General features: G+C 64.5%; 2 protein-coding genes. One reads left to right on the forward strand and one right to left on the reverse strand.

From position 1 onward, the window contains the following. Positions 1-60 precede the first annotated feature (60 nt). Positions 61-786: an SDR family oxidoreductase gene (locus BRX43_RS19965; protein ID WP_125996788.1), complete on the reverse strand. Its 726-nt coding sequence runs from the start codon at positions 784-786 to the stop codon at positions 61-63. A 149-nt stretch (positions 787-935) separates the two neighbouring features. Here BRX43_RS19965 and BRX43_RS19970 point away from each other — a divergent pair. Continuing rightward, positions 936-1,810, forward strand: an 875-nt coding sequence (locus BRX43_RS19970; protein ID WP_164523705.1) for an AraC family transcriptional regulator, incomplete at its 3' end; no start/stop codon positions are given.

The following is a 1,810-nucleotide window of genomic DNA, read 5'->3' on the forward strand; positions in this document are numbered from 1 at the left end:
GTTGTGTCGGCGAACCGGTTGTGTGGGCGTGCCCGCGACGGCACCGGCACGCCCAAGCACTCACATATCCGCTGCGGTTGGGCGTACGATCACCTCATTGATGTCGACACCATCGGGCTGCTCAATGGCATAGCGAACGGCTCGCGCGATCGCATCCGGCGTCAGCGACTTCTTCCGCCATCCGGTCAGTGCCGCCGCAACCTCAGGATCGGTGATGTCATGACCCAGCTCGGTGGCAACTACGCCCGGCGAGATTAACGTCGAACGGACGTCGTCATGCTCCTGCCGCAGGCCCTCGGTAATGGCGCGCACAGCATGCTTGGTGGCGCAATAAACCGCAGCGGTCGGCATCACCATGTGCGCCGCGACCGAGGCGACATTGACGACATGGCCGCTCCGCTGAACCACGAACCGCGGCAGGACCGCAGCGATGCCATTGAGGACGCCGTGGATGTTGACGTCGACCATCCGCTTCCACTCGTCGCGCTTCAGCGCAGCAAGCGGCGAGAGCGGCATCACGCCCGCATTGTTGACCAGCACGTCAACACGTCCGAAGCGCGCTTCAGCGGCCTCCGCGAACGCGTCGAAATCGATGCCGTCGGTGACGTCGAGTTCGCGCCAGGCGACGGTCTCGCCCAGTTCCTCCGCCAGTGCCTTCAGACGCTCTCCGCGACGCGCGCCGATGAACAGCCGGGCGCCGGCCGCAGCAAGTTCGCGCGCAGTTGCCTCGCCAATCCCACTCGACGCGCCGGTGATGAGGACGACCTTGTCAATATTCCCTGCCATGATGCAGTCCTTCCGTTGTGGTGATGGGACGCAGATGGGCCATCGCCCGTGTCGGGCGGTAGAGCGATCCCCCGAATGGCTTGCACGATCCTCCAGAGTTAACGTCGGGTGCTTGCCCACGACGCGCGAGTAGGAGAAGGACCGTCGACATGGACCGGATCGCTGAACTCTCCGCCCTCATCGACCGACACGTCGTAGGCACTGGCATTTGCAGCACTGCGATGCCGCATGTGTCGCTGATCCGGGCCGATGCGCCGAGCACCCCCACGCCCGCTGTCTATGAGGCCTCCCTTTGCCTGATAGCCCAGGGGTCGAAGCGGGTATCGATTGGAGAGCACAGCGTCGTCTATGACGCGGCCCATTACCTCTTGGTCTCGGTAGACTTGCCGCTGGTCGGTCATGTACTCGATGCGAGCCCCGAGCGACCCTATCTCTGCTGTAAGATCGATCTCGATGCCGCGATGCTGGCCGATCTCATGGCAAGCGAAGGCGGCGGGATGGCCCGTACGGATTTGCCGGTGCTCGGCGTCTACCCAGGCGATCCCGACCTGATTGACGCGGCATGCCGACTGGTCGGGCTGCTCGACCGACCCGACACGATCCGCGCGCTGGCGCCGCTGATCGAGCGCGAGATCCTCTATCGTCTGCTCACCGGACCGCACGGTCCGATGCTTCGTCACGTCGCAACCGCTGGCAGTCATCTCAATCAGGTCAGCCGTGCGATCGCCGCCATCCGCCGGCGTTTCGACGCGCCGATCCGCATCGATGATGTCGCAGCCGAGGCCGGCATGAGCTCCTCCTCGCTCCACGTGCACTTCAAGGCGATTACCCGCATGACGCCGCTGGAGTATCAAAAACAGCTGCGGTTGCAGGAGGCCAGACGCCTGATGCTGGCGGAGGGTGCCACGGCGAGCACGGCAGGCTTTGCCGTCGGCTATGAGAGCCCATCGCAATTTAGCCGAGAATATAGGCGACTATTCGGCGCGCCTCCGCGTGCGGACGTCGAACGGCTCCACGCTGCGCC

This window comes from Sphingomonas sp. S-NIH.Pt15_0812, from assembly GCF_003951315.1.
Classification (GTDB): Bacteria; Pseudomonadota; Alphaproteobacteria; order Sphingomonadales; family Sphingomonadaceae; genus Sphingomonas.